Genomic DNA, 22,277 nt, shown 5'->3' on the forward strand with positions numbered 1-22,277 from the left:
ATGGCCTATTGGCTGTTCAAATCCGAGCCGTTCAAGTTTTCCTGGCAGATGCTGAAGGACAAGGGCGCAGCCGGAGAAGAATGGGACGGCGTGCGCAATTATCAGGCGCGCAACAATATGCGGGCGATGGAAATCGGCGACAAGGGCTTCTTCTACCACTCCAATGAGGGGCTGGAAGTCGTCGGCATCTGCGAGGTCTGCGCGCTCGCCCATCCAGACAGCACGACCGATGACCCGCGCTGGGAATGCGTCGATATCCGCGCGGTCGAGGACATGCCGAAGCCGGTGACGCTGAAGGATGTGAAGGCCAACCCGAAGCTCGCCGACATGTCGCTCGTCACCTCGATGCGGCTCTCCGTTCAGCCGGTGAAGGAAGACGAGTGGCTGGAAGTCTGCCGCATGGGCGGGATGGACGTCTGAGAGGCGGGAAAAGCAAACGGGAGATATTTTGATGATCTGGAAGCTGATGATTCTGGTGATCTTTGCGGTCGGTTACATCTGGCCGGTCACGATCATCCTGAGACGTATGGGCTATTCACCCTGGTGGGCGCTGCTGACCGTGGTCTCTCCGCTGAACATGATTGGCCTGTGGGTGCTGGCCCGCGCCCGCTGGCCCCGGGTTGAGGAAAAGCTTTAGGTCCCACACAGCCTGTCATGTCTATCGTCTAAAGTGCGCGAAGGGCACTTGACGCTTCGGCTGCGGCCCATCACTCTCCCTTTGGCTGCGGGACGCGGGAGGAACAGGACGTCCGGCAGCGCTATACGGCGGTTTCGGACCAGCCGGCAGGTGGGAAACCTTCCGACAGGGCGATTTTCGCCGCGAGGTCAATTCGGTCGACATGCGCCTTCGCGCCGGCCGTAGAGGGAAGGAAAGCGAAATGACGATACTGCTTGCCGTGATTGTCTGCGGCCTTTTGTCGATCGTGTACGCCCTGTGGGCGATCCGCTCGGTCATGGTCGCCGATCAGGGAACCCCGCGCATGAAGGAAATCGCGGGCTATATCCGGGAAGGGGCGCAGGCCTATCTGACGCGCCAATATACCACGATCGCCATCGTCGGCGTCGTCGTCTTCATTCTGGCCTGGCTGCTGCTTTCACTGACGGCGGCAATCGGCTTCGTCATCGGCGCGGTGCTTTCGGGTGCTGCCGGCTTTATCGGCATGCATGTCTCCGTGCGCGCCAATGTGCGCACCGCCCAGGCCGCTTCCTACAGCCTGGCTTCGGGCCTCGATATCGCCTTCAAGTCGGGCGCGATCACCGGCATGCTTGTGGCCGGTCTCGCGCTGCTCGGCGTCTCCGTTTACTACTATATCCTGACCGCCATCCTGGGCCACGCACCGGATGACCGCCATGTCATCGACGCGCTGGTCGCGCTCGGTTTCGGCGCTTCGCTGATTTCGGTGTTCGCGCGTCTCGGCGGCGGCATCTTCACCAAGGGCGCCGATGTCGGCGGCGATCTCGTCGGCAAGGTCGAGGCCGGTATTCCGGAGGACGATCCCCGCAACCCGGCAACCATCGCCGACAATGTCGGTGACAATGTCGGCGACTGCGCCGGCATGGCGGCCGACCTGTTCGAGACCTATGCCGTCTCGGTGGTCGCGACCATGGTGCTCGGCGCGATCTTCTTCGGCGGCGCGGCGGTGCTTGGCGATGTCATGTTGCTGCCGCTGGCGATCTGCGGCGTCTGCATCCTCACCTCCATTGTCGGGACCTTCTTCGTCAAGCTCGGCACCAATGGCTCGATCATGGGCGCGCTCTATCGCGGCCTGATCGTGACCGGGCTGCTGTCGATCGTCGGCATCGGCCTTGCAATCTGGGCGACCGTCGGCTTCGGCTCGATCGGCGAGGTCGCGGGCCGCAACATCACCGGCCTGGCGCTGTTCATCTGCGGTATTGTCGGCCTGATCGTCACCGCGCTGATCGTGGTGATCACCGAATATTATACCGGCACGGGCAAGCGCCCGGTGGTATCGATCGCCCAGGCCTCGGTTTCCGGCCACGGCACCAATGTGATCCAGGGGCTGGCGGTTTCGCTTGAGTCGACGGCGCTTCCGGCAATCGTGATCTGCGGTGGCATTATCTCCACCTATCAGTTGGCGGGCCTGTTCGGGACCGGCATCGCGGTCACTGCCATGCTCGGAATCGCGGGCATGATCGTGGCGCTCGATGCCTTCGGCCCGGTCACGGACAACGCCGGCGGTATCGCGGAAATGTCCGGGCTTCCGCCGGAGGTGCGCAAATCCACCGATGCGCTCGACGCGGTCGGCAACACCACCAAGGCGGTGACCAAGGGCTATGCGATCGGCTCGGCCGGTCTCGGCGCGCTGGTGCTGTTTGCCGCCTATTCGAACGATCTGGCTTTCTTCGCCGCCAATGGCGACCGGTATCCGTTCTACGCGGATATGGGCGATATCTCGTTCTCGCTGTCGAACCCCTATGTGGTCGCCGGCCTGATCTTCGGCGGGCTCATCCCCTACCTCTTCGGCGGCATCGCGATGACGGCCGTGGGCCGGGCGGCAAGCGCGGTGGTGGCCGAGGTGCGCCAGCAGTTCCGCGACAAGCCGGGCATCATGAACGGCACGGAAAAGCCGGATTACGGGCGGGCCGTCGACATGCTGACCCGCGCCGCGATCCGCGAGATGATCGTGCCTTCGCTGCTGCCGGTGCTGGCGCCGCTGGTGGTGTTCTTCGGCGTCTGGCTGATGTCAGGCTCCAAGGCGTCCGCTTTCGCGGCCCTCGGCGCCTCGCTGCTCGGCGTGATCGTCAACGGGTTGTTCGTCGCGATCTCGATGACGTCCGGCGGCGGCGCCTGGGACAATGCCAAGAAGAGCTTCGAGGACGGCTTCGTCGATGCCGATGGCGTTACCCACGAAAAGGGCTCGGAAGCGCACAAGGCGTCGGTCACCGGCGATACCGTCGGCGATCCCTACAAGGACACCGCAGGCCCCGCCGTCAACCCGGCGATCAAGATCACCAACATCATGGCGCTGCTTTTGCTGGCGGTGTTGGCGTAAGGTCCATTCCCCCGGCTTCGGCCGGGGGAACTTTTCGGGTTGGTCGAGCCCGCGGAAAAGGAGAGGAATTGCGTGAAAAGACTTTTGGTGGCCGCTCTCGGCCTTGGCCTTCTTGCGGGGTGTCAGTCGACGCAGGAAGCTAATGACTTTGCTGTGGCCCAGACGGCGCTGGCCGGCAGCAAGGCCATGCAGCGGGAAGTTTCAAAAGAGTGCGTCAACGAGATGAAGGTGCTTGGCGCCGAAGACATTCGTATGATTGCGGTCTTGCTCGACACGACAAAGTCCAAGGCTCTGCCTCTACTGTGCTCGCGCATCGTAACCGGCATGGCCAATGGTGATCTGACCTATCAGGATTACAAGGCCTCCCAGCGTGGAGGACTTTCGCCGAAAGTCGTTCGGGTGATGCAGGGGACGAACTAAGCGCCTGCAAAAATCGCTGGTCAAATGAAAATGGCAGGCCCGAGGGCCTGCCATTTGCTTTTGAGGATTACGGTCCGACCACGCCGGCATTGTTGCCGGCGCCGAAGAAGTCGCGGGCGGCGCTGCCGCCGGTACCCTGCAGGATCTGCTGAATGAAGGTGATGTCCTTGCCGCCGGTTGGCGTCGTTTCGGTCGCCATGTCGATGACGTTGCCATCCTGCAGCGTGTAGCGGCCGATGCGCTCGACCCGGCCATTGCCGTCGAAATAGACCGCGAGGATTTCCTGGTCGACAAGACGCGGCTTCTGGAAGGTGAAGCGCTTTTCCTTCTTCTGAGAAATGTAGAAGAACACTTCATTGTCGAAGGTCGCGGTGGTCGAGGGCTCGCCGAGCGTGAGCACAACCTGTTCGCGGCTGGAGCCGACCTTGACGAGCTGCAGCATCTCCTCGTCGACGACATAGCCCTGGTAATAGACGTTCTTGCTGCCGATGACATCGCTGGTCGAGCAGCCTGCGACAAGAAGGGTAACGGCGACAAGGGCACCGGCGGCTGCCGGGCGGGCCGGCCTCAGATCAAATTTCACACCGTGCGTCTTCAACATACACTCCCTGGCAGGTCTCGGTGCCGGTCGGGCGAACCCGTCGGCTGTTTGTTTCCATCATTCGTCAACGTCAGGCAATGCCTGTTGTCGGCGTCGATTCCCGGTTGCGGCCAGCCCCCGCGCAAACTACCATTGTCCATGGTTGGTGCAGGGGACTGCAGCCATCTTCGGTCGGCTCGTCATCGAGCTTCGCGTTTTCCAGGGTAACTGGATAAACCAGCTTGGGTCCGGATGCAATTGCGTCGGGCGGGTGCGATGCCATGGAATTTTTGTAAAGAGAGTGGGACGACCTTGGGACTATTCAGCAGAAGACGCGGCAACCGTCAGGTGGTGCAGCGCCAGTATGGCGTAATCACGACCACGGCGCGCCAGCCGTGTTTTTATACCGATTATAACGTGCCGGACACGGTGATGGGTCGTTTCGAGATGCTGTCATCGGTGATGATCCTGTTCCTGTGGCGCACCGCGAAGTCATCCGACAGCGGCAAACAGCTCTCGCAGGAGGTGGTCGACGCCTTCTTTCTCGACATCGATTACTCCATCCGCGAACTGGGCGTCGGCGACAATTCCGTGCCGAAGCGGATGAAGAAGCTCGCCGGCATGTTCTATGGCCGGCTGGAGCGGTATGTGCGCTGCCTCCAGGACCGCGATCTCGGCCAGCTCGCGATCGCGCTTTCGCAGAATTTCCACGGGGTCGAGTCCGAACCGGTCGACATGGCGGAACTCGCGCGCTGGATGCTGGCCAATGCCGATCATCTCGGGCGCATGGACGAGGTCATGGTCGAAACCGGCATGGTGAGCTTCCTGGTGCCGGAAAGCACGGAGGTTGCCCGTGGTTGAAGAAAACGCCGAAGACAGAAAACTGCCCTTTTCGCGGCCGTTCGCCGTTGCCCGCGCCTCCTCGACCGCTTTCGACATGCGCATTGATGCCGACGCGGCGGAACGCGCGGCGACCGCGGCGTTTCTCGATGTCCGCTCTGTCGAAAGCCTTTCGGCGGATTTGAGGATCTCGCCCTGGCGGCGCGATGGCGTCCGGGTCAAAGGCACGGTCAGGGCCGAGATCACCCAGAACTGCGTGGTCACGCTTGAGCCGCTGGAGGCGACGATCGAGGAAGAGGTGGATGCCACTTTCCTTCCGGAAAATTCACGCCAGTTCCACCGCAAGTTCAACGAGGAAGGCGAGTTGATCGTCGATCCCAACGGGCCGGACGAGCCGGAGCCGTTTGCCGGAAGCGAGGTCGATATCGCCGCCTTGGTGATCGAGACGATCGGCCTTGCGATCGACCCCTATCCGCGCAAGCCTGACGCCGCCTTGCCTGATGATCTCGCGGAAGACGACGGTTCCGATGATGAGGCCGCGCCGTCTCCCTTTGCCGCGCTGAAGGACTGGAAAAACAAATCCGAATAGATTTTTGCTGATTGGCGGGTTGGCCGCAAGCGGTGGAAACTGATGTTTTTCAACCGGGCTAGTTGTCTCGGGAAGCAAAAAGGGTATTTTGGCCCGGCTCCGCCGATGCACGTGTAAACAGGGACCTGGAACGTTTGATTAGAATTTCCATTGATGTCATGGGGGGAGATGTCGGGCCGGAAGTCGCGATTGGCGGCGCTGCCCAGTCGCTGATGCGGCATCCCGATATCAGCTTTCTCCTCTACGGCAGGAAGGACGCGATCGAACCGCTTCTCGCAGGCTATCCGAAGCTTGCCGAGCGGGCCGAGGTCATCGATTGCGAAGTCACCGTCGAGATGGATGAGAAGCCGAGCCAGGCGCTCAGGCGCGGCCGCAATGTCTCCAGCATGTGGCGCGCGATCGACGCGGTCAAGGAAGGCCGGTCCGATGCCGCCGTCTCCGCCGGCAATACCGGCGCGCTGATGGCGATGGCGATGTTCTGTCTCAAGACCATGCCGGCGATCGACCGCCCGGCGATCGCCGGCATCTGGCCGACGCTCAGGGGCGAGAGCATCGTGCTCGATATCGGCGCCACGATCGGCGCCGACGCCAAGCAATTGCTCGATTTCGCGCTGATGGGCGGGGCGATGGCGCGCGCGCTGTTCGAGATCAAGAAGCCAACCGTCGGCCTCGTCAATGTCGGCGTCGAGGAGGTCAAGGGCGTCGAACAGGTCAAGGAAGCCGGCAAGCTCTTGCGCGAGGCCGATATCGACAATCTCGAATATGCCGGCTTCGTCGAGGGCGACGATCTCGGTCGCGGAACCGTGGACGTGTTCGTGGTCGAGGGCTTTACTGGCAATATCGCGCTGAAGACCGCCGAGGGCACGGCCCGCCAGATCGCCGAATATCTGCGCTCCGCGATGTCGCGAACCTGGATGACGCGGCTCGGCTATGTGCTTGCCCGCGGGGCGTTCCAGATGCTGCGCGACAAGCTCGATCCGCGCAAGGTCAATGGCGGCGTGTTTCTCGGGCTCAACGGCATTGTCATCAAGAGCCATGGCGGCACGGATGCCGAAGGCTACGCCTCGGCGATCGATGTCGCCTATGACATGGTGCACAACGGTCTGCAGGCCAAGATCCAGCATGATCTGAGCGAGTATCACGCCCGTAACGAATCACCGATGGGGCCGGAAGCGGCCTGAGGCCGGCGACGCCGGATAAACGCAGCCCTGCTGCTGCCAATAAGGAAAAGAAACATGACCCGTTCAGTCGTTTGCGGTTTCGGTAAAGCCCTGCCCAGACGCGTCGTGACCAACGAGGAGCTTCAGAAGCTTGTCGATACCTCCGATAGCTGGATCCAGCAGCGCACCGGGATAAAGCAGCGCTATATTGCCGGCGAGGGCGAGACCACGGCTTCGCTTGGCGAGGCCGCCGCGCGCGCAGCCCTTGCCAATGCCGGTCTGAGCCCCGATGACATCGACCTCATCGTGGTCGCGACCTCCACGCCCGACAACACCTTCCCGGCAACAGCCGTCAATATTCAGCATCGCCTGGGGATGAACCACGGCTTCGCCTTTGACATGCAGGCGGTCTGCTCCGGTTTCGTCTACGCGGTGACGACGGCGGACAATTTCATCCGCGCCGGCCGGGCGAAGCGGGTGCTGGTGATCGGCGCCGAGACCTTCTCGCGCCTTCTCGACTGGACCGACCGCACCACCTGCGTGCTGTTCGGCGACGGCGCCGGCGCGATCATCCTCGAAGCTGTTGACGACGCGGCGGCCGGCGATCGCGGCATCATCGCCGCCAGCCTGCGGTCCGATGGCGCGCATTGCGAAAAGCTCTATGTCGATGGCGGCGTATCGACGACGGGCGATATCGGCCATTTGCGGATGCAGGGCCGCGAGGTCTTCAAGCACGCTGTCGGCATGATCACTGACGTGATCGTGGCCGCGTTCGACGAGGCCGGCATCACCGCCGACGACCTCGACTGGCTGGTGCCGCATCAGGCCAATCGCCGCATCATCGAGGGCTCGGCCAAGAAGCTCGGCATCCCGATGGAAAAGGTCGTGGTCACGGTCGACCAGCACGCCAATACCTCCGCCGCCTCGATCCCGCTGGCGCTGGCCGCTGCCGCCGGCGATGGCCGGATCAAGCGCGGCGACACGGTGATGCTGGAGGCCATGGGCGGCGGGTTCACCTGGGGCGCGGTGCTTTTGCGCTGGTAGCGGCGCTCATCGCGGATTCCGTCCCATCAGGCGCTTGACCGCCATGCCGGTCGGCAATAGTGTCTATGCGACGGGGAAATAGACAAAAATCGGGATGCGGTAATGCCTGGCAAAACTGTGACGCGCGCGGATCTGGCCGAATCGGTTTTCCGCAAGGTGGGACTTTCGCGAACGGAATCCGCCGAACTGGTGGAAACCGTGATCGATGAAATCTGCGACGCCATCGTGCGCGGCGAAACGGTCAAGCTCTCCTCTTTCGCGACCTTCCAGGTGCGCGACAAGAACGAGCGCATCGGCCGCAACCCGAAGACCGGCGAGGAAGTGCCGATCTCGCCCCGCCGCGTGATGACCTTCAAGGCGTCCAACGTGCTGAAGCAGAAGATCCTGAAGTCGCATCTGATGCGCCGCAACAAGGCCGAAAAGGCCGCCGCCAAGTCGGCTGGCTGATCCGTCCCCTGTCAATTTTCGATTCCGCCTTGTCATCGCGGCGCGTTCGCGATGAAATAGCTGCGATTCGATAGTGTTTTCGCGCGTCTGGACGGGAAACCCACCTCCACTTTTTCTGGATGCGCTTTAGCGGGGAGCGTTTGACTGGCATGGACAAAAGTCCCGAGGCGTTTCGCACCATTTCCGAGGTTGCCGAAGAACTGGAGCTGCCGCAGCACGTGCTCCGGTTCTGGGAAACGCGCTTTACCCAGGTCAAGCCAATGAAGCGCGGCGGCGGTCGGCGCTATTACCGGCCCGAGGATATCGAGCTGCTGAAGGGCATCCGCCACCTGCTCTATGATCACGGCTACACCATCAAGGGCGTGCAGAAGCTTTTGAAAAGCAATGGCAATCGCTTTGTCACCGCGGTCGGCAGCGGCGATGCCGAGCTGATCGAGGCGCTCGCGCCGCAGCCCGAGGCGCGCAAGGAGGATCAGCATTCGATCTTTGACGATGACCAGGTTGTCGGCCGGCCCAAGAAGGCAAGCGGCAAGGGGTTTTTCCGCCGCGCCAAGGAAGGCGAGGCCGATGTCGATCCCGCATTCGGCCTTGCGCGTTCCGATGATGCGATGCTGAAGGAAGTGCTGTCCGACCTTCTGGAATGCAAGCGGCTTCTCGATCAGGTTCGATAGGCGTCGCCAAAACATGCCGGTTTGATCGACGTCATCCAAATATCGCGTTTTTCGTGTAGCGATCCTTCGGTACACGCATATTGCCAAACCGCCCGCGTTCTGTTTCCACTTATGGTGGCGAGACCGTGCTGTTTCGCAAGCGCCTTTGCTGGAGTTGGACGATGGCTGATGAAGCGGCAGGAACGGACCTCGAAAACGCGCCGGTCGACGCGGTTGCTGAAAAGCTGAAAACCAATATTGCGTCGGGGCTTTCCGAAGATGAGGCCGCCAGGCGGCTTGCGACCTACGGCCCGAACGCCCTGCCGGAGGAGAAGACCAGCCTGGCGCGGCAGATCCTGCGCCACTTCGTCGGCCCGATTGCCTTCATGATCGAGGCGGCCGCTCTGGTCTCGCTTCTGCTCGGCGACATGGGTGATTTCGTCATCATTTTCGGCCTGCTGCTCTTCAATGCGGGCCTCGAATTCTATCAGGACAGCAAGGCCACCAATGCGCTTGCGGCGCTGAAGAACTCGCTCGCCCCGCAGGCAAGCGCGTTGCGTGACGGCGTGGTCAAGACGGTGGACGCCGCGACGCTGGTGCCGGGCGATATCGTCAACATTCGCCTCGGCGGCATCGTGCCGGCCGATATCAGGCTGGTCTCCGGCGACTATGCCTCGATCGATCAGGCCGCGCTCACAGGCGAATCGCTGCCGGTCACCAAGAAGGTTGGCGATCTCGCCTATTCCGGCAGCGTGGTGAAGCAGGGCGAGCTGGCTGGCGTCGTGATCGGCACGGGCGGGAATACTTTTTTCGGCCGCACGGCCAGGCTGGTGGCGGGCGCCGGCGCCGTCAGCCAGGCGCAGAGGGCGATGTTCCACATCGGCAATTTCCTGATCGTGCTCGCCGTGGTTCTGGCGCTGATCATGGTCGCGGTTCAGGTCTATGTCGACATCGTGAAGGCCGACAATTGGGGCCTTGCCGATGCGCTGGCGATCCTGCAATTCGTGCTGGTGCTGCTGGTCGCCTCGATCCCGGTCGCGATGCCCGCCGTGTTTTCGATCACCATGGCGCTCGGCGCGCTGGCGCTGTCGAAAGAAAAGGCAATCGTCTCGCGGCTTTCCTCGATCGACGAAATGGCCGGCGCCGACATCCTGTGTTCCGACAAGACCGGTACGCTGACCAAGAATATCCTGACGCTCGGCGATCCCATCCCCATTGATGGCGTTGATCCCGCGCAGATCGTGCTGGCCGGCGCTCTCGCCTCGCGCGCCGAGGACAGCGATGCGATTGACGGCGCGGTGGTTTCGGCGCTGCCGGATAGGGCCGTGCTGGGAGAGTACCGGCTGGTGCGGTTCACGCCATTCGACCCGGTCTCCAAGCGCACGGAGGCTGCCGTTGCCGGGCCGGATGGCAAGGCGTTCCTGGTCTCCAAGGGCGCGCCGCACGCGATCGTGGCGCTTTGCGGCGGGGAAAACGCGGCGGTGGTCGATGCCCATGTGGCGGAACTCGGCGAAAAGGGCTACCGCGCGCTCGCCGTGGCGCGCTCGGACGATGACGGGGCGCATTGGCGACTGCTCGGCATCCTGCCGATGTATGATCCGCCGCGCGATGATTCGAAACAGACCATCGACAATGTCCGCGCCAAGGGCGTGACGGTGAAGATGATCACCGGCGACGACACCGCGATTGCGCGCGAGACCGCCCGTCAGCTTGGCCTCGGCGCCAATATCCTTGCCGCGGCGGATGTGTTTCCCAAGGACATGGACCCCGACAATGTGCCGGGTCCGATCGCCAACCGCATTTTGACGGCGGATGGTTTCGCCCGCGTCTTTCCCGAGCACAAATATGCCATCGTCAAGACGTTCCAGAAAAACGGCCATCTGGTGGCGATGACCGGCGACGGCGTCAACGACGCGCCGGCGCTGAAACAGGCCGATTGCGGGATCGCGGTCTCGGGTGCGACCGATGCCGCGCGCTCCGCCGCGGCGCTGATCCTCACGGCCCCCGGCCTTTCGGTGATCGAAAACGCCATCGACGAAGCCCGGCGGATTTTCGGCCGGATCACCAGCTACACCGTCTATCGCGTGGCGCTGACCATGACCATCATGTTCCTGGTGGTGCTGTCGACGATCTTCCTCGGTTTCCAGCCGCTGACGCCGATCATGATCGTGCTGATGTCGCTGCTCGACGATATCCCGATCATGACGGTGGCCTATGACAATACCACCGTGTCGGATCAGCCGATCCGCTGGCGGATGCCGCATCTGCTGACGGTCGCGGCCGTGCTCGGCTTCGCCTCGATTGTTCAATCCTTCGGGCTGTTGCTGATGGGCATGGAGGTGATGTCGGAGCCGGCGCGCTGGCCCGGGCTCGGCATAACGGACACTGCGCATTTGCAATCGATGATGTTCCTGCAGCTTGTCGCAGGCGGCCATCTGTTGCTTCTGGTCGCGCGCAAGGAAAACTGGTTTACCAAGAGACCTTATCCGGCGGAGCCCTTGCTGATCGCCATGGTCGCCACGCAGCTGGTGGCGGTGCTGATGTGCGGTTTCGGCATTCTGGTCCCGCAGATCCCGTGGTTGCTGATCGGCCTCGTCTGGGTCTATCTGATCGTCTGGCTGTTCGTGCTCGGCCTTGTGCGGATCGGCATTGACCATGTGCTGGAAAACCGCAGCGCGCGGCGGGCGATGTCGATTGATGTGATGAACGAGCGCCTGTTTCGCTAGCAAGAATTTGCTGCCGTTTCCGCCGCTCGCGCGTTAGGTTTGATGAAAGCGCAGAGCATGGGAGTATGTCATGGATTTCCGTAAGAAGCTTGCGATCGAGCCCGGCAGCACGGTCTCGCTTGCCGATATCAATCCGGAACAGGACGGCGGGATCGAAAGCAAGGAGGAGGGCAAGGAGAAGCTTTCCGGGATACTGGACGAAATCACGCCGCTCCAGGAAATGCTCTATGCGGAAAAGAAGCATGCGCTGCTGATCGTGCTGCAGGGCATCGATGCCGCCGGCAAGGACGGCGTCTGCTGGCACGTGATCCGCGCCATGAATCCGCAGGGCACCTATGTGGCGAGCTTCAAGCAGCCGACCGAGGTCGAAAAGGCGCATGATTTTCTCTGGCGCGTACACCAGCGCGTGCCGGCGATGGGGCAGGTGGCGGTTTTCAACCGCTCGCATTACGAGGATGTGCTGGTGGCCCGTGTGCATAATCTGGTTTCCAAGCAGGAATGGTCGAAGCGCTATCACCAGATCAACAATTTCGAGGAATTCCTGACCGAAAACGGCGTCACCATCGTCAAGTTCTTCCTCTATATCTCGAAGGATGAACAGCTCGAGCGGTTCGAGAAGCGGCTGGAGGACAAGGACCGGCAGTGGAAGATTTCGGCTTCGGATTACGCCGAGCGCGATCGCTGGGACGAGTACATTGAGGCTTATGAGGCGATGCTCTCCCATTGCTCGACCGCCCATGCGCCCTGGTATGTGATCCCGGCAAACCGCAAATGGTTCCGCAATCTCGCCGCCGCCGATATCATTCACCGCGCAATGCTCGACATGCAGATCGAAAGCCCACGCCCGACGGTGGATATCGATGAGATTTATCGGCGCTATCATCACGCCGTGCGCGAGCAGTGAATGGCCGGACAGGCTCGAATGCCGCTTAGGATTGGTATTTCCCGTCTTGTCCGACAATTTATAAAATAAAATTGACGAATCTCAATTTGTACATGGATAAAACTATAAATAATACTATCTATATATTACTGTAATTTACTATAGAATTAACTAATATGTAAAGATTATGAAATATTTATATTTTTGAAGTATTTTGTTGAATAGAAATTGGAGGTGTGGCTTAATTTACTTATTGTGGCGGCTTTAGGGGAGCCGATATGCGTCTTTTCCGGTGCATTAATTGCAGACATCGCCTTCGCTATGGCAGAGCAGTCTGCTCGGTTTGTTACACGCCAACTTCGTTCGCAAACAGGAAATGGTTTTTGCTGACTTTCATCGTTGCTATGGTCGGCTTGACCTCCTCTGTCTTCCCCTTTTTTTCATCGACATTCGGCGCGGGGGTGGACGTTATCCAGCCCGATCCGTCCTTCTGGCAAACAAAGACTGTCTGAAAACCCGTCGCGGTTTTTCTGCGCAAACCCGGTTTTGCCTCTTGCGCCTGCCTGAGCGAAAGTCTAAAGGGAACGGGCCGTCTAGACGGTTGGTCGGGGTGTAGCGCAGCCCGGTAGCGCACTTGACTGGGGGTCAAGGGGTCGTGGGTTCGAATCCCGCCACCCCGACCATTTCAAACAAGTATTTCAGTATTTTACCAACTGACTTGGCCCCGTCAAAATCTCCAGGTTTACAGGTTTTCGCATCTTCTACAGTTCTGATGGCTGCGACAACGCGCCGTTAGCAATCGCCGCGCAAAATTGCTACACCGATGGCGACAAAGCGACTTGGGACGACCGGGAGAAGATTGATGAGTGGCAAGGGCAGTTGTTGCGCCGTATCGCGGAATGCCGGAAACCCGGCGGGCGAGCCTGTCGCTGTTATTGCTGCTGGCATCGGTGAACGCTCCAACGCGATTGCCCTTCCCGGCGGGCGCAGCCATGTCGGCATTGATAATCCCGCCATCCCGCAGGATGGCGAGGGCCCGGCGCGCTTCGTCAAGCTCACTCCCTTCGCGCTCGAGGCGCAGACCGTGACGAACCGCCGCTTCGCCGAATTCGTGGAAGCAACCGGCTATGTCACCGAGGCCGAGCGCTTTGGCTGGTCGGCCGTGTTTGCCGGCCTGGTTTCGAAAGATACCGACGTGATGGGCAGCGCGCCTGATACGCCGTGGTGGTGGCGGATCGACGGCGCCTGCTGGCGTCACCCCGAAGGGCCGGACAGCAGCGTCGAGGACCGGCTTGATCACCCCGTCACCCAGGTCTCCTTTGCCGATGCCGTGGCGTTTGCAACCTGGGTCGGCGGCAGGCTGCCGAGCGAGGCGGAATGGGAACGGGCGGCCCATGGCGGCGTTGTCGGCCGCAAATTCGTCTGGGGCGATGAGGAGCCGACCGACACCAAGATCTTCTGCAATATCTGGCAGGGGCGTTTTCCCGATCACAACACCATGGCCGACGGCTATATGGGCACCGCGCCGGCGCGATCCTTCGAGCCGAATGAGGGCGGGTTCTACAACATGGCTGGTAATGTCTGGGAGTGGACCGCCGATCCCTATCGCATCCGCTCGCTCTCCCGCCACGCCAAGCAGCGCAATGCCGCCGCCGTTGCCGCCGATGAGCGCCTGCTCAAGGGCGGCTCGTTCCTCTGCCATTACAGCTATTGCTATCGCTATCGCATTGCCGCGCGCATGGCGCTGACGCCGGACAGCGCCGCCAGCAATGTCGGCTTTCGCGTCGCTTACGATTCCTGATCAGCCAAGCTCGCTTTCGGGCCGGTGCGGCATGCGTTCCGGGTGAACGCCGGCCTGTTTCAAAGTCCGCTCCAGCAATTGCTCGTAGATCGGCTGTCCGCCAAGCCAGCGGGCCGCGATATTGGCGGTGACGCAGGTGGCGATCAGCGGCAGCGTCATGGTGTAGGCGCCCGTCAGTTCCAGCGTCAACGCAACGCCCACCACCGGCGCGCGCACGGAGGCAGAAAACAGTCCGCCCATGGCGGCGATGCCGAAAGCGAGGGGGATAGCGGCACCCTCCGGCAGCAGGCCTTCCAGGATCGTGCCGAAGGCGAGGCCAACCGCGATCGCAAGCGCCAGCATGGGCGCGAAAATGCCGCCCGGCGTGCCGGCGGAATAGCTCACCACCATGGTGGCGAACCGCAAGACCGCCAGCAGCAGAAGCGCGCTCAGCACCACATGATCGCGGGCGAGCGCGACGATGACGTTCTCGCCGCCGGTGACGGCGCGCGGAAACAGGATGAACAGCGCCCCGATCGCAAGCCCGATCAGCGCCGGCATCAGGTAGGGAATGCGCTTATGCATCGCGATGGTGAAGCCGGAAACGCTCATGAGGCTGGCGTTGAGCGCGACGCCGACGAAGCCGAGGAGCACGCCGAGAACGATGAAGGCGGGCAGCAGGGCAAGCGCCGGTGTCGCGACCGACATGGAGAAATCCGGAGCGGTGCCGCCTATCACCTCCGTCATCACGGTGGAGAAGAAGGCTGCGACGATGACGCCCATATAGCTTCGGAAGTTATAGGGAAACTGGTTGTGCGTTTCCTCGATGATGAAAAGCACGGCGGCGAGCGGGGCGTTGAAGGCGCAGGCTAGGCCGGCGGCCGCGCCCGCGCCGAGCAGGCCGCGCCTTTCGGTATCCGAGACCTTGAAGAAATCGGTGGTCGCCGCCGCGATCGACGCGCCGATATGGATCGTCGGCCCTTCTCGTCCAAGCACCAGGCCGGACGACAGCGCGCCGATGCCGGTGAGGAACTTGACCGGCAGAACCCGGCGCCAGCGCACATTGCGCAGATTGCTCATCGCGCCTTCGATTTCCTGCACGCCGCTGCCGGCGGCCTCCGGCGCATAGCGGCGCACCACGGCGACCATGGCGACGGTGACGATCATGGTGATCAGCGCCGCCGCCAGCACAAGCCAGGGCCCGTGCAGAAGACGCCCAAGCGCCTGCGGCCATGTCGATAGCCGGTCGATCGCAAGGTGGAAAAACGAGCCGATCGTGCCCGTGACTATGCCGGTCACGGCGGCCATGACGATAAAGCGGTTCTCCGCGCGCCGGTCGCGCTGCTCAAGCGCTGCGTCTTCCGGTTCGCTCATCTTGCGCGTGCCGAAGGAAGGCGCGCCGAAGTTGGTCTGTGCATGGATGGCCCCTCTTTCTGATTGCACTATGCAGACTGAAAATGTCTTGTCCAGAGCACCGCCAGCAGCACGCGACCTCATTCAACGGCATAGTTTGCTGTTGATTGCATGCAGCTTTCGGGCAAGACTCCGGCCCGATCGAAAACGGCCTGCAAAGAGGGGACATGAATGGACCGCGAACACGATCCCAGCCAGCTTGAAATGGTGGTGCTGATGACGCCGGACATGGCGAATTTTTCCGGCAAGGTGCATGGCGGCGCGCTGCTGAACCTGCTTGACCGCGTGGCCTATTCCTGCGCGGCGCGCTATTCACAGGATTATGCGGTCACGCTTTCGGTGGATCAGGTGACGTTCCGCGAGCCGATCAATGTCGGCGAACTCGTCACCCTGCGGGCATCGGTGAACTATACCGGCCGCACCTCGATGGAGATCGGCATCAGGGTCGAGGCCGAGGATGTGCGCAGCGGCCATCGCCGCCACACCAATTCCTGCTACTTCACTATGGTCGCTGTGGATGCGCACGGCAAGCCGACGCCGATCCCCAAGCTCGAGCTCAGCACGCCCGACAAGGAGCGCCGCTTCAAGGAGGCGCAGATGCGTCATCAGCTTCGTCGCGAATATGAGGGCCGGTTCAAGGAATTGAAGGCGGAATAGAGCCCTTCCGGCTCACGCGATAATGCGATGATGCCCCGCAGCGGCATGGAGCCGGCGCGGGGCATCTCCTCCCCCTCAGTAATAGGGCGAAACGCACTGCTTACGCGGCCCGTGATAGGGCTGGTAGGTATTGTCCGAGACGCGGTACGATTTGTAGTGATCCTCGCACCACTGATAGTGCTTCGGATTGATCGTCGGCGTGGTCGCGGTGTTGACTGTGTTGTCGTTGCTGGTCGCCGCAATAACGCCGCCGCCGATCAGGGCGCCTGCCGCAAATGGAACCCAGGCGGTGCCGTTCCAGCCCCAGCCCGGACCATAGGGGCCGTAGGGTGGGCCGTACCAATAGGGGCCAAGTGCTGCCGGTCCGTAATAGGGACCCCAATTCGGCGGCGGCGGACCATGCCAGTGCGGCGGCGGCGGGCCGTGCCAATGCGGAGGAGGGCCGCCATGCCAAGGCTGACCATGGGGCGCGCGAACCGGGCCGGGCCCACGCGGGCCGCCGCCATGCGGGCCATTGTGCCAGTAGGGCGGAGGGCCCTGCCAATGCGGATTGCCGCCGCCGTGAAAGGCCGGGCCATGCGGGGCAAACCCGCCGTGAAAGCCGCCACCGTGGAACCCGCCATGGAAGCCGCCTGCCGGGTGGGCAAGCGCCGCCATCGGCGAGAAGGCGAGCGCTGCGGCCGCCGCGACGGCCACAAGTTTACTGCGTGCAAGTCCGAACATCGCATTCCTCCTGCATCTCGAACAAAAACCGCCACGCGATAATTCTAAACCGCAGGTAGCAGCGCTTTGCTGAACGCAAGCTGAATAATTCGGCATTTTTCGGGCGAGCTTCTCAGCCGTCCTCCATGCCCAGCAGCACATTTGCGACATTGTGGCCGATCTCGGTGACGCCGTAGCCGCCTTCCATGACGGTGACGATCGGCAGGCCCGATGCCGCCAGCATCGCGCCCATGCGCCGGAAATCGGGCGTGGTCAGTCGGAAGAAGGAGATCGGATCCTTTTCGAAGGTATCGACGCCGAGCGAGACAACCAGTGCTTCCGCGCCAAAATCCGCGATCCGCTTCATCGCGCTTTCCAGCGCCGCGCGATAGGCGCTCCACGGTGTGTTGCGGGGCAGCGGAAAATTGGCATTGAAGCCTTCGCCCCTGCCTTTGCCGGTTTCCTCCGCATGGCCCCAGAAATAGGGGAAGGCATCGTCCGGATCGCCATGGAGCGAGGCGAAGAAGATATCGTCGCGCTCATAGGTGATGTCCTGCGTGCCGTTGCCGTGGTGGAAATCGACGTCGAGGATCGCGACCTTCGTCGCGCCGTGATCGATGAGCCGCTGGGCGGCGATCGCGGCATTGTTCAGGAAGCAGTAGCCGCCGAAGAGATCGATGCCGGCATGGTGGCCCGGCGGGCGGCAGAGCGCGAAGGCATGGCGATGGCCGGCGGTGATATGATCGGCCGCCGAAATCGCGCAGTCATTGGCGGCAACGGCCGCCCGGTAGGTGCCGTCGGTGATCGAGGTCTCGACCGAATTGGCGTAATAGCCGAGCAACCCGTCGATATTCCTCGGCGGGCGGGCGTGGTAGGAGCGGCGGACGGGCAGCGAAATCGGGATCGCCTCGCTGGTGAAGCCGGCCGCCAGCCAGCGTTCCCATACGGTTTCCAGAAATTCGAGATAGCCGGCATCGTGAAGCTTGCCCGCGACCGAAAGGCCGTGCGCCTCGGGCGCGACAATGTCCGAAAACCCGTTCTCCTGCAGCGCCGCCAATATCCATTCCGCCCGGAACGGCCCCTCGAACGGCTTCACCAGTTCGCCGCCATGCAACTCCGTCTTGGCATCGCGGAACTTGTGATCCTCGGAATAGATTATGCGCATTGTCAAAGCCTTTCCTGTTGGCGTTTTCATAGCGCATCTGGACGAAAACAGGAATCGCTTTCAGTGGATCATGCCACCATCAAGGTGCCTGAGCTTTTCGGGATTCCGCATCACGTAGATCGCGGCGATCTTGCCGTCGTGGGGCAGGAGGGCGGTAACCTGAAGCTCGCCGTCCGCCTCCCGCGTGATGAAGCCCGGCAGGCCGTTGACATAGCATAGCCGTACGAGCTGGGTGTCCTGGTTCCAGGCGATCTCGGCAAGCCTTTTATGAATGGTGATGATGTCCTCGACGCCGGTGACAATCCGGAATGCGGCGGAGCGCTTGCCCCCGCCATCTGAGTGGAAGGCGGCATCGGCGGCCAGCATGTCGCGCAAGGCTGCGATGTCGCCACTGCGCGAGGCGGCGTGAAAGGCGCGGGCGACGTCGAGCCCCAACTGGGGTTCAATCGGGAAGCGCGGCGCTTCCTCGCGGACGTGACCGCGGGCGCGGGCGGCAAGCTTTCGGGCCGCTTCCGGGCTGCGCTCCAGCGCATCGCCGACGGCGGCAAAATCCATTCCGAATACATCGTGCAGCAGAAAGGCCGCCCGCTCCAGCGGCGAAAGCCTTTCGAGCGCCAGCATCAGCGGCAGGGTGAAATCCGTCTCCGGCTCCTCCTCGATCGCCGGCTCCGGCAGCCAGGGACCGATATAGGTCTCGCGTCGCGTGCGCGCCGATTTCAGATGGTCAAGGCAAAGCCGGGCAATCATGCGCCGCAGAAATGCCTCGTCCGCGCGCACGGTGTCGTGATCAACCCTCATCCAGCGGATGAAGGCCTCCTGAACCATGTCCTCTGCATCGGCGTGGGAGCCGAGCATGCGGTAGGCGATGCGACGCATGAGGGGACGGAGCGGCTCAAACCGCTCCGCCGCACTGGCGTCACCACGCGTCATGCCGCAGCCTTTGGCTCGAACCACATCTGAAAGCCGACTGCGATACGGTTCCAGCCGTTGATCACGTTGATTGCCATGGTCAGGCTCACCTGTTCCTCCGCGCTGAAATGGCGGGCGAGTTCATCATAGACGTCCGCGGGGATCGGTGCCTGCGCAATTCGCGTCAGGGCATCGGTCCAGGCGAGCGCCGCGCGCTCGCGTTCGCTGTAGCACGGCGCCTCCTGCCATGCGGACAGAAGATAGATGCGCTGCTCGCTCTCACCGGCCTGGCGGGCGTCGATCGTGTGCATGTTGATGCAGTTGGCGCAGCCATTGATCTGCGAGGCGCGGATTTTGACGAGCTCCAGCAGGCTGTGTTCAAGCCGGCCGCTGACGTCGTTGGACAAGGCGTGCCACTGGCGCGCCAGTTCCGGGCCGGCGGCGTAAAAGTCTATGCGTGCAGTCATGGGAAACCTCTTTTGATATGTTGCATCACCATGACGAGCGGGATTCGCTAAATGTGACATCCCGCCAAAAGAAAAGCGGGCTCACATGCGGCTGTCGACCAATCGCTTGTAGAAAAACGTCGTGCCGCAATAGCCGCCGTCGGGATAGAGTGCATATTCCGGCACCACGCCAACGCGCTGCCAGCCGAGGCGGGGATAGATCGCTTCGGCAGCACTTCCGGTCGCGGTGTCGAGCACCATCAGCCAGCGGTCGCGTTTCAGGCATTCGGCCTCCAGTCGCGCCATCAATTGGCGGGCGATGCCCCGGCCGCGCATGTCGCGGCGCACGATCAGCTTCATCACGTCGCCGCGATGCGGCTGGTTGGTCTTGCGGGCGAAGCCGGCCTGTACCGTGCCGACGATATCGTCGCCGTCCGCCGCCACGGCGAGCACGGTAAAGCCGTCCGCCACCCCGTCGGCGACGCCCTGCCAAAAGGCGCGGGCTTCGGCCGGCTCATAGGGCGCCATGAATCCCATCGAGGCATTGTCCTCGATACTGTCGCGCAGGAGTTCGCACAGCGCCGGGATCGCGGCGACGGCTTGCTCGGCGGATAGAATTCTGATGCTTGTCATGGCGCTCCTTATCGCGTTCGTTCGATGATGACGGCGTAGAGCACGTCGGTATCGCCGGCATTGGCGAAGCTGTGCGGATCGGCGACCGGCATATAGAGGCAGTCTCCCTTGAACAGGAGATGGGTCTCCTCGCCGATCTCGACTTGCAACGTCCCGCTCATGATCCAGATGTGCTGGCTCAGCCCGTCTGCGCCGTGTTTGGGCGGATAGGAAATGCCGCCGCCGACCGGAAAGCGGATCAGCACGATGTCGACGCCGGAACCGGTGCCGGATGGCGAGATCGAGCGGCGCGAATAGCCGGTTTCAGGGTCGCGCCATACCGGCTGGTCGACCCGGCGCGAGAGCGGATCGACAGGCCGGTCGGCATCGGCGAAGAACGCCGACAGCGTGGTGCCGAGCGCGGCGCAGAGCTTCGCGAGTATCAGCGCCGAGGGCGAGGCCTCCGCCCGCTCGATCCGCGAGATCATCGCCCGGCTGACGCCGGAGGCTTCCGCCAGCCCATCCAGCGTGAAGCCGCCAGCGGTGCGCAGGCGCTTGAGATTGACGGCAATGGCGTGGTCGAAGGTAAGATCGAGGTTTTCCATGATGTGATCATGGAGTTCCACTATACGAGAGTCAAGCGCTTACTTGAGCCATCGTCGGGCATCGCCGGCGGGGGTATCTCAGGGATAGGAATATCGTCCCGGCCCGCCGTTGAAGCGTGTCATGGCGCCATCATCAGGAAACTGCGAAACAAGGTTGATGGTGTCGCCCCCTATGTAGGCGCCAGGAAACAGATACGGCGCGTCGAAACGCGTGCTTCCGTTATGCGGTAAAGGATAGTCGACAACCAATTTTCCGTCGCTCGACCGCCAGCCCTTGATAACCTGGCCGGTTTGCGGGGCGTATCCGGAAACGCCTTCCGACGTGACGTTGCGGATGAGAAGATTATTGCCGTCTTGCGATTGACCGATGACCCAGACAAAGGCATCAGACTGCGGCCCATATTTTTCAAAGGACGCAGTGGCTTGTATTCTATCGCCATCGTTCAGGTTTGCGTCGAAATCCACGGACCAGGCGCCGTTTCCATCAGCCTGCACAGGAGGATAGCTTCGGATTGTCGAATTTTCTGTCACAATGACCGTCACCCAGCTATCGGGCATTGCCTTGCCGCTTACCCAATAATTTCGGCAGCCGTCAACGGTCTTGCTCAGTGTCAGGACGCCGCCAGGATAGGATGTGACCCATACGATTCTGAACCCGGAAAAATCACCATACATTCCCGGTGAGCAGACTGGATATGCTTTCTCAAGCTGTTTGGCAGCGCTCCAGCCCGAATTCCTGGTCCAGGCCGTCGTCAATGCGTGGAGGTTAGGATAACCGTACCATGTCATCCGCAGTTCTTCACCATTGCTTGCAAGAGCGGGCGCCCATTCAGAAATGTAGTTGGCATTAATGATTGCCGGTGTGGACAATGTGCCGTTTGCGTATCGGAGGTAGACAATCGGTGAGTCATTACCTCTAGCACAGGCAAAAAACAGTTCGCCATTATGCGCCGCCATTGCTGGGCCACCATAGATGGAATAGCGCGTATTATGCAGTGCCGACCATTTTGTTCCGTCAAACCAGCAATACGAGAGCGTGGGAGTACTGTCATTCGTGCTCCAGGCAAGGAAAAGTTGATCGTTATAGACTGCAAGCGCCGGAGAAGCATTTGTATAAGCGTTCGAAATCCGTGTCGCGTCACTCCAGTTGCGATTATAAACCGACCAATAAATCGCGCCGGAACCGGGGTCTTTATAGGCAGCGTGGACCTGATTTCGATAGGTCGCTACGCCGGGAACCTCGTCTGAGGAGTACCTGAACGGATACACCGAGCGGGAGGGCCACGTTTGATCGGTTCCACACTTGTAGAAGATGGTATTGGAGTTTCTGTCCTTCCAGAACACCCAATCTTCGCCGTCGAGACGCGTACAGCGTGCTCCCGAATTCGCCTGATAATACAGATGAGAGGCAACGGTGATTGGCTCACCCCAGTCTAAAATGTCGCCAGCAACATATCCACGCATGCCGGGCTTCATGTGATTCTCCATTGGTAAGAATGCAATTTATAATTGCATTCTTACCAATTTTTGCAACCAATATGTATCTTACAACGCAGATGGCATCGCAATTTGGTTAACCCATGGCCATTCATGGGTATTTCCATCCGTGCAAATAAATTGTCAGGCTGTCGAGCT

Annotated in this window: 23 protein-coding genes and 1 tRNA gene; 15 read left to right on the forward strand and 9 right to left on the reverse strand. The window is 61.5% G+C overall.

Features of this window, described 5'->3' with window-relative positions; all coding sequences use genetic code 11:
• The 4 genes from K7H91_RS19970 to K7H91_RS19985 all read left to right on the forward strand — a co-directional run bounded on the left by K7H91_RS19970 (window position 1) and on the right by K7H91_RS19985 (window position 3,434).
• Entirely contained in the window at window positions 1-420 is a 420-nt protein-coding gene (locus K7H91_RS19970; RefSeq protein WP_230721968.1) for an EVE domain-containing protein, read from the forward strand.
• Window positions 421-451: 31 nt separating this feature from the next.
• Window positions 452-637 (forward strand): hypothetical protein, encoded by a 186-nt coding sequence (locus K7H91_RS19975; RefSeq protein WP_230721969.1) that lies wholly within the window; start codon window positions 452-454, stop codon window positions 635-637.
• Between the two features lie 241 nt (window positions 638-878).
• Window positions 879-3,014, forward strand: coding sequence for a sodium-translocating pyrophosphatase (locus K7H91_RS19980; protein WP_230721970.1), 2,136 nt, complete (start codon window positions 879-881; stop codon window positions 3,012-3,014).
• A 72-nt stretch (window positions 3,015-3,086) separates the two neighbouring features.
• A complete protein-coding gene (locus K7H91_RS19985) occupies window positions 3,087-3,434 on the forward strand; it encodes a hypothetical protein (protein WP_230721971.1) in 348 nt (115 codons plus the stop codon).
• A 67-nt stretch (window positions 3,435-3,501) separates the two neighbouring features.
• Here the strand turns inward: K7H91_RS19985 and K7H91_RS19990 are convergent, their stop codons facing one another.
• Window positions 3,502-4,035 (reverse strand): outer membrane protein assembly factor BamE, encoded by a 534-nt coding sequence (locus K7H91_RS19990; protein ID WP_051085053.1) that lies wholly within the window; start codon window positions 4,033-4,035, stop codon window positions 3,502-3,504.
• A 255-nt stretch (window positions 4,036-4,290) separates the two neighbouring features.
• On the opposite strand from K7H91_RS19990, the gene K7H91_RS19995 reads away from it, so the two are divergent.
• The 10 genes from K7H91_RS19995 to K7H91_RS20040 all read left to right on the forward strand — a co-directional run bounded on the left by K7H91_RS19995 (window position 4,291) and on the right by K7H91_RS20040 (window position 14,154).
• A complete protein-coding gene (locus K7H91_RS19995; RefSeq protein ID WP_419197503.1) occupies window positions 4,291-4,875 on the forward strand; it encodes a ubiquinol-cytochrome C chaperone family protein in 585 nt (194 codons plus the stop codon).
• Window positions 4,868-5,443 (forward strand): YceD family protein, encoded by a 576-nt coding sequence (locus tag K7H91_RS20000; RefSeq protein WP_230721973.1) that lies wholly within the window; start codon window positions 4,868-4,870, stop codon window positions 5,441-5,443. Before K7H91_RS19995 ends, K7H91_RS20000 begins: the two co-directional genes overlap by 8 nt.
• 134 nt (window positions 5,444-5,577) lie before the next feature.
• Entirely contained in the window at window positions 5,578-6,624 is a 1,047-nt protein-coding gene (gene plsX, locus K7H91_RS20005; protein ID WP_230721974.1) for a phosphate acyltransferase PlsX, read from the forward strand.
• Window positions 6,625-6,678: 54 nt separating this feature from the next.
• Window positions 6,679-7,647, forward strand: a complete 969-nt coding sequence (locus K7H91_RS20010) for a beta-ketoacyl-ACP synthase III (protein ID WP_230721975.1) — start codon at window positions 6,679-6,681, stop codon at window positions 7,645-7,647.
• A gap of 102 nt (window positions 7,648-7,749) precedes the next feature.
• A complete protein-coding gene (locus tag K7H91_RS20015) occupies window positions 7,750-8,094 on the forward strand; it encodes an integration host factor subunit alpha (protein ID WP_230721976.1) in 345 nt (114 codons plus the stop codon).
• Window positions 8,095-8,243: 149 nt separating this feature from the next.
• Complete coding sequence (locus K7H91_RS20020; protein ID WP_230721977.1) at window positions 8,244-8,765, forward strand: MerR family transcriptional regulator; 522 nt, start codon at window positions 8,244-8,246, stop codon at window positions 8,763-8,765.
• A 161-nt stretch (window positions 8,766-8,926) separates the two neighbouring features.
• Entirely contained in the window at window positions 8,927-11,470 is a 2,544-nt protein-coding gene (locus tag K7H91_RS20025; RefSeq protein ID WP_230721978.1) for a plasma-membrane proton-efflux P-type ATPase, read from the forward strand.
• A 70-nt stretch (window positions 11,471-11,540) separates the two neighbouring features.
• Window positions 11,541-12,374 carry a polyphosphate kinase 2 family protein gene (locus K7H91_RS20030; RefSeq protein ID WP_230721979.1) on the forward strand — a complete coding sequence of 278 codons (834 nt, stop codon included), beginning with the start codon at window positions 11,541-11,543 and terminating at the stop codon, window positions 12,372-12,374.
• 585 nt (window positions 12,375-12,959) lie between these two features.
• Window positions 12,960-13,036: transfer RNA gene (locus tag K7H91_RS20035), tRNA-Pro, on the forward strand.
• A 179-nt stretch (window positions 13,037-13,215) separates the two neighbouring features.
• The gene (locus tag K7H91_RS20040) at window positions 13,216-14,154 is read left to right on the forward strand and encodes a formylglycine-generating enzyme family protein (RefSeq protein ID WP_230721980.1); all 939 of its coding nucleotides are present in this window, start codon (window positions 13,216-13,218) and stop codon (window positions 14,152-14,154) included.
• On the opposite strand, the gene clcA is transcribed toward K7H91_RS20040, so the two are convergent.
• Entirely contained in the window at window positions 14,155-15,507 is a 1,353-nt protein-coding gene (clcA, locus tag K7H91_RS20045; RefSeq protein ID WP_230721981.1) for a H(+)/Cl(-) exchange transporter ClcA, read from the reverse strand.
• Between the two features lie 210 nt (window positions 15,508-15,717).
• On the opposite strand from clcA, the gene K7H91_RS20050 reads away from it, so the two are divergent.
• Window positions 15,718-16,203 carry an acyl-CoA thioesterase gene (locus tag K7H91_RS20050; protein ID WP_230721982.1) on the forward strand — a complete coding sequence of 162 codons (486 nt, stop codon included), beginning with the start codon at window positions 15,718-15,720 and terminating at the stop codon, window positions 16,201-16,203.
• A gap of 75 nt (window positions 16,204-16,278) precedes the next feature.
• Here the strand turns inward: K7H91_RS20050 and K7H91_RS25760 are convergent, their stop codons facing one another.
• The 7 genes from K7H91_RS25760 to K7H91_RS20085 all read right to left on the reverse strand — a co-directional run bounded on the left by K7H91_RS25760 (window position 16,279) and on the right by K7H91_RS20085 (window position 22,118).
• Window positions 16,279-16,926: a BA14K family protein gene (locus K7H91_RS25760; RefSeq protein WP_330166026.1), complete on the reverse strand. Its 648-nt coding sequence runs from the start codon at window positions 16,924-16,926 to the stop codon at window positions 16,279-16,281.
• 112 nt (window positions 16,927-17,038) lie between these two features.
• On the reverse strand, window positions 17,039-18,070 hold the full coding sequence (locus K7H91_RS20060; protein WP_230721983.1) for a histone deacetylase family protein: 1,032 nt from the start codon (window positions 18,068-18,070) through the stop codon (window positions 17,039-17,041).
• Between the two features lie 60 nt (window positions 18,071-18,130).
• Complete coding sequence (gene sigJ / locus K7H91_RS20065) at window positions 18,131-19,000, reverse strand: RNA polymerase sigma factor SigJ (RefSeq protein WP_230721984.1); 870 nt, start codon at window positions 18,998-19,000, stop codon at window positions 18,131-18,133.
• Window positions 18,997-19,446, reverse strand: a complete 450-nt coding sequence (locus K7H91_RS20070) for a carboxymuconolactone decarboxylase family protein (RefSeq protein WP_230721985.1) — start codon at window positions 19,444-19,446, stop codon at window positions 18,997-18,999. The genes sigJ and K7H91_RS20070 overlap by 4 nt, the downstream gene beginning before the upstream one ends.
• An 81-nt stretch (window positions 19,447-19,527) precedes the next feature.
• Window positions 19,528-20,058, reverse strand: a complete 531-nt coding sequence (locus tag K7H91_RS20075) for a GNAT family N-acetyltransferase (RefSeq protein ID WP_230721986.1) — start codon at window positions 20,056-20,058, stop codon at window positions 19,528-19,530.
• A gap of 8 nt (window positions 20,059-20,066) precedes the next feature.
• Window positions 20,067-20,642 carry a helix-turn-helix domain-containing protein gene (locus K7H91_RS20080; RefSeq protein ID WP_018062776.1) on the reverse strand — a complete coding sequence of 192 codons (576 nt, stop codon included), beginning with the start codon at window positions 20,640-20,642 and terminating at the stop codon, window positions 20,067-20,069.
• 78 nt (window positions 20,643-20,720) lie between these two features.
• Window positions 20,721-22,118: a hypothetical protein gene (locus K7H91_RS20085; RefSeq protein ID WP_230721987.1), complete on the reverse strand. Its 1,398-nt coding sequence runs from the start codon at window positions 22,116-22,118 to the stop codon at window positions 20,721-20,723.
• Window positions 22,119-22,277: the final 159 nt, after the last annotated feature.

The sequence above is a fragment of the Martelella mediterranea genome (genome assembly GCF_021021415.1).
In the GTDB taxonomy this organism is placed as follows: domain Bacteria; phylum Pseudomonadota; class Alphaproteobacteria; order Rhizobiales; family Rhizobiaceae; genus Martelella; species Martelella mediterranea_C.